This window comes from Candidatus Magnetominusculus dajiuhuensis (assembly GCF_046044395.1).
GTDB lineage: Bacteria > Nitrospirota > Thermodesulfovibrionia > Thermodesulfovibrionales > Magnetobacteriaceae > Magnetominusculus > Magnetominusculus dajiuhuensis.
The window spans coordinates 1-5,400 of the sequence record NZ_JBJUSG010000180.1; the positions used below are offsets into that span (position 1 = coordinate 1).

4 protein-coding genes are annotated in these 5,400 nt (G+C 43.7%); all 4 read right to left on the reverse strand.

The genetic code is table 11. The annotated features are described in order from the left end of the window. Nucleotides 1-39: 39 nt before the first annotated feature. Genes AB7D94_RS16265 through AB7D94_RS16280 form a run of 4 tightly spaced genes read right to left on the reverse strand, consistent with a single transcriptional unit; the run spans nt 40 to nt 5,374 of the window. Nucleotides 40-876 (reverse strand): AIPR family protein, encoded by an 837-nt coding sequence (locus tag AB7D94_RS16265; RefSeq protein ID WP_420267085.1) that lies wholly within the window; start codon nt 874-876, stop codon nt 40-42. Between the two features lie 5 nt (nt 877-881). Further along, nucleotides 882-1,904 (reverse strand): PD-(D/E)XK motif protein, encoded by a 1,023-nt coding sequence (locus AB7D94_RS16270; protein ID WP_420267089.1) that lies wholly within the window; start codon nt 1,902-1,904, stop codon nt 882-884. Then, a complete protein-coding gene (locus AB7D94_RS16275; RefSeq protein WP_420267086.1) occupies nt 1,804-4,485 on the reverse strand; it encodes a Z1 domain-containing protein in 2,682 nt (893 codons plus the stop codon). The genes AB7D94_RS16270 and AB7D94_RS16275 overlap by 101 nt, the downstream gene beginning before the upstream one ends. Next, nucleotides 4,475-5,374, reverse strand: coding sequence for a hypothetical protein (locus AB7D94_RS16280; protein ID WP_420267088.1), 900 nt, complete (start codon nt 5,372-5,374; stop codon nt 4,475-4,477). Before AB7D94_RS16280 ends, AB7D94_RS16275 begins: the two co-directional genes overlap by 11 nt. Nucleotides 5,375-5,400 lie beyond the last annotated feature (26 nt).

The window sequence follows — 5,400 nt, forward strand, 5'->3', positions numbered from 1 at the left end:
TAGGGATGCCCTCGCAGGGAAATCAACGGGTGTAGTTATTTAGACGCTTACGTTATAGGCAAAAAACATCGCCGGTTCATTAAGAATTGTATTGCGAATTCCTTTATTGATTCCACCGCGTAAAGTTAAAAAAGATCTGACATTCTGCTCAAGAAGACGGCTTCCATATTTATCATAAATATCGGCAAGAACATGGCCGGGGACAACGCACAAGTATGACATATATTGATCTGAACCAATATTAGCAACAAGACAGGGGATACCCTCCTTTTGGAATTCAGTAAAATCGATTTCGATAGCTTCGCGGCCAAGTTCAGATTCGTGTACGCGATGAAAGCGAACAATGTCCCAAATGTGATATTCGACAGGGATATTATTTTGAGAATCATCAGGCCAGTCTATTACCCGGCTGCTTAATTCTGCGTCAGTTACAAGGAAAAGGAGAAACCTGGTAATTGATTGTCCGCGCCTGTATAGTTCTTCGGCGAGCGCATAGGCCGGTGAGCTTTGTTCAAGCTGAGGGTGTAATTGGCCGGAAAGGGATTCAGCTATAAAAGCCTGTAATCGCTGAAATAATGTCTCAGCATCTGACCGGGTGAGAGTCTCCGTTTCGGCACCACCTCTGAAATCAGCAACAAGCAGCTTTGCTGAACCATCTATGTCATCCAGAGAGTAACCATCAATGCGGAATTTCACTCTTTTGTCACGTATACCAATCCCTTCATGGTAGCAGGGTTCAAAGTCAGGAAACTCGTCGGCGTCCATGAGATGCTGAGATGCAATCGTTACAAAGGCTGATTGTGTTAAATCTCTTTCAGATGCCGCACACAAACTCACTGTCTCAATAAAATCTTTTCTGTAGTCTTCAATATCCATCCTGTCTAACCCCTTTGATTTATTTCATAAGGTTGGCATTGCGAAAGATCAACTTCATAGGTTGCTTTTCCAATACCAGCAGGCAGACAGCAACGAACGATTTTTGGAAATCCATCCACAACGCTGAAGAAACGAAATCGTTCCAGACAATACTTATGTCTGCTGTACTCATCGCAATCAATATATCCGGCAGAGAGAAGCCGCTCCTCAAATAACTGAAGCGCTCCAAAATCATTTTCAAATTCCTTTCGCAGAGTCGCAACAACATCAGTCAGGCTAAAAGAGTTATCGTCATTATTGTCTGCAACTGACATAACGACAGCCACAAGCTGCAGTTTACCTCCGGATACGTCAAGTTGTTCAGCAGAGGAGATCCTAACCTTAGAAGCCCCTGAATTCATTGTCTTAATCTCAAATATCCTGTCTGCATACCGGAAATCCTGTTCAGCATCAAGAGGCCCTTCCCAACCCTCTGCTGCCTGCACAGATGGATACGCTGGCAAGGCAAAATCTCTAAGGAACAACAGTTCGCCAATAAGACCCTTTTGTGAGGCTAAGTCAAGAAGACCATTCTGGCTTCGCTCAAGCAGGCGCTGCCAGTGAATAAATCTTCTGATTACTGCTCCGGCGGGATCGGATTTTGTAGAACATTTTCGACCATACTCAACAATGTCCTCACACAGATGAGAAAAAATCCAGCCGAGTTCAGGTTTTATCAAACGAAACATTAACGCCCATCGGTTATCATTTCTTTGACGACAAAGTATCTGTATAGCGTGTGACTGTGACGGCACATCCACGCACCAGTCTGTTACAAGAAGCAAAACCCGTTCCCCTGAAACTTCTAATGCAAAATAAAAATCCAATGGATGGTTCTCATCAACCCGCTGATAGCCTTTGCTTGGTTCCATTTCTGCCCACCGCGCCTCAAACTGTATCATCATCCCCCACCATCTCATCGTCGGCCTCATCCATGAATATATTTCTCCATTCCACAAGATTGATGCGGTAACGGACACGCTGAGCATCGCTGCGATCGTCAAATTCAGGGAAACTCAGGCCTACCGCAACCAATGTATCACTGCCTGTATCGTATTTTTCCATTTCTTCTTTTTTAACATACGGTTTGATCAGGTGTAATAATAACAGAGGTTTATGTCTTCTCGCACGATAGGCCTTGTCAGGGACATTATTGTCACCATATTGTTCTTTTATCTGCTGAACAATTTCTGTGGAAATACCCTCTTTTTCAATACCGCGCGAGCCAACCCTTCTCTTGTCGCCGGAAACAAGAATGGATTTTGTTTCTTTGGAAATAACAACTCTTCTTTTTTGCGGACGGTAAGCTATCCATGCAAAATTTTCAGACGGCTCACTCCCATTCGGTATCACGACATCCCAATTTTGCAATTTTGGTTCGTTGGTGTTTTCCAGAAATGAAGCCAAATCATCTGTCTGAAAGGTTATATTAAGGGGATGACTTATAAAACTACGCAGGAAGTTGACGACATATTTTTTATGAACATCTCTCCATATAGTATTTTTCCACGAAGATTCAGCGCTGACTATTTTGCTTGTCCTGAAGTCGTTGAGCAATTTTTCTGCAGCCAATGAATTTGTATGAACGAAATTATCACCCATGTGCAACCGCGCCGTCTCAAGACCTTGCCCGCTCACGGAGATAATCTGTTCGATGTCTTTTGCTGTTCGCATTTTATTTCTGGCGGTCACAATGAGAGAGTCAGGATGCGCACGAACCTTGAGACCAAAATCTTTCGGCGTCAGATTAAAAGATTTCATTCTCCGTATTTCACCGCGCAATTCGTCTGTTGCAAGAGAAATATGCCGATACCAATGTATAGCCTCGTCTGTTAACCAAATTCTGCACAGGTCGTCATATCCGTCACGATAGCCGAACCATCGTCCCATCTGAAGTAACGTATCGTACATCTGCGAATTTCGTAAGAAATAGCTTACACAAAGCCCCTCCAGCGTCAGCCCGCGGGAAAGGCTGTTACCACCAACGGCAACGACACGCAGTCCGGTATCCCGGTAAGAAGAATAGTCAAGACTTGCCGCTCCGGAACGTTGATTCACAGACCTGACTTCAATCGGTGACGCCGCATGTAATAATGAACACTGAATGTCCTGCCATGAGAATCCGGTATTATTAAAATCTTGTTCCCATGTGTTTTTCAAAGCTGCTATTGCAGAAAAGCGGCATGCCTCATCCGGCTTGAGCTGGCTATAGTTGCGTATTTCTCTGTTCATCTCACGAAGTGTAATATCGAGAAGTTCTCTGACTTTATCTTGCACATCTGTAAAACGACTGACATTGACCAGCATAGACCGGTGTGTTCTTCCCTCTTTTCTGAGGTCACGAATTGCATTAGCGATGATAAAGACACGAAGTGCCTCCAATAATATATCCGGAAGCGCTTCTACATTTGAAGTCTTAGTATGTCGGGTCGGGAAGATTTTATCAGCATCGTCAATTTCCCTCAGACAATCAACATCTGTATCGTCGCCAAAAATCCTCTGAGCGCCCATGTGGTTATCGGGAGCTTCCAATGCGTAGATAAAATGTCTGGGGAAAAGATCATCTCCAAGCATATCGCATTCTGAATCAGGGTCTATAAAAATGTTTGCAAACGGTGTAGCAGTAAACCCTATATAACTGGATCTGCTAAATAAGTGGAGAAGCAATCTTATTCTTTCATTGATGGCTGTCGGGTCATCACTATTCGGGCTTGTATTGATGGATGCACTGTCAGCCTCATCATCAATAAGCAACATCGGTGTGTCTATTTTCCCACTGTTGTTGGCATTAAAGGAGCGCAGCCAGTTCTCCAGATTTTCAAGAATTCTTTTATTTTTCTTTATAACAACCCAAATAGGCTCATTAAAGGTATTTATTCTAAAACCAAGTGAATTGATAAGACCAGTTCTAAAATCACTGGTAGTTGATGTGAAAACAGCGGCTTGTCTTTGTCTGTTCAGCAGCCCAACTCCAACTTCCCTTGTTTTACGTTGTTTTGTTAATAAACCGGCGCTGTCAAGCCCGACAAAACCAGTGTCAAGACGTTCTTGTGTCTGTCTTCGCAGACTTTCAATAGAACCGGTTAGTAATATGATAAGCTTATAACCAACATCTGCCGCTTTGCAGCACAGCGCTGTATAGGTGGATGTTTTTCCTGATTGAACATCACCCATAACCAGCCCACGCCGCGACCATATTGTAGTTTTTGAAGGGTCTCCGATGAGATCAATTATCTCATCTGTTACTCTGTCCAGGGTGTTGATAACCTTAAAAGGCCATCCATTGTTGCCAATATACTGTGCATAACGCTTCCAGTAATAAGGTTCGATATCTGCCTTTCTTGCCGGAAACCATGATTGATGGTCTTCTGTAATTGCGGCACCGATATCCATATCAATACGCAGACGCGCATGAAGTCTGTGAAGTAACTGCATTGCCTCCTCTTCAGTCAAAGGATAGATGGCGCGAAACCTTTGAATGTCATTGTTTACATCATCTTCCTTAGGTAACTTCTCAACATAAAGCGTGGCGATAAGATTTTCTATTATTTTCATATCTTCAGCAGACATCTGACAACTCCTTTATAATGGATTTAGTTATTTCCGGATACTGACAAAATGGATCGATAAAAGATAGGCTTTGCAATAGTCTGGTTTGACCGCCCTCTATCCCGTTTGCCACATTGAGTAATTGCTTTGCCAGTTCCATGAGTTTATCTATAAGGTTCTCCTCATCATAATGCTGTGGACGGTCAGATGCCATATCTGCGTATAAGGCATCAACCGGATAGGTTCTTTCTATTGTGTCCAGAACTAATTCCAGAAGCCTGTGTGAACCTTCATTCAACCCGCGCTTAAATGTCGTGATTGCCGGATGTTCACGGTTGACAATATAACAGATGCCATCCCTGCCCTCCACACGGTTCCATGAGTGGATAAATTTGTCATTGTTAGCCGTTCTGCCACGAAAGTGATACACTCTCCGGCTTGTCCCTACAATTTTGTTGACAATACGACGCAAATTTACCCTGACTTCTTCCGGCGGATGGGCAGTTGACTTCTTTATATCAAGAGTCCATAGAGGATCAAGGCCATTAGGTATGTCAACTCTAACGCGGGCTAATTTTGAGAGTTCTTCCTGACGGGTCAGTCTGAACCACGTACCCCACCTTATAAGACGGCGGTTGCGATAGATGTAAAATCCCTGGTAACGCCGCAATCCTTCCTCTCCACCAGCGCGTCGTAATTCGTCTGGTGAGAGTTTGCTGATATGAGGCAGTATGTATGGTTTTATAAGTACCTTATTCCCATGGATTGTGAGCAGTTCTTCCTGGAGAAGTTGAGTTGCCCTATGCCACGAGAGAAAAGGGTCGAATGCAGCAACAGGATTCTCGTTCAGACGAATCTCTATCTTGTCAAGTCCTTGTTCGCCCCCAAGCTCCGATATAGAAATTTGCACCTATTGATAAAAGGGTTTTTGAAAGC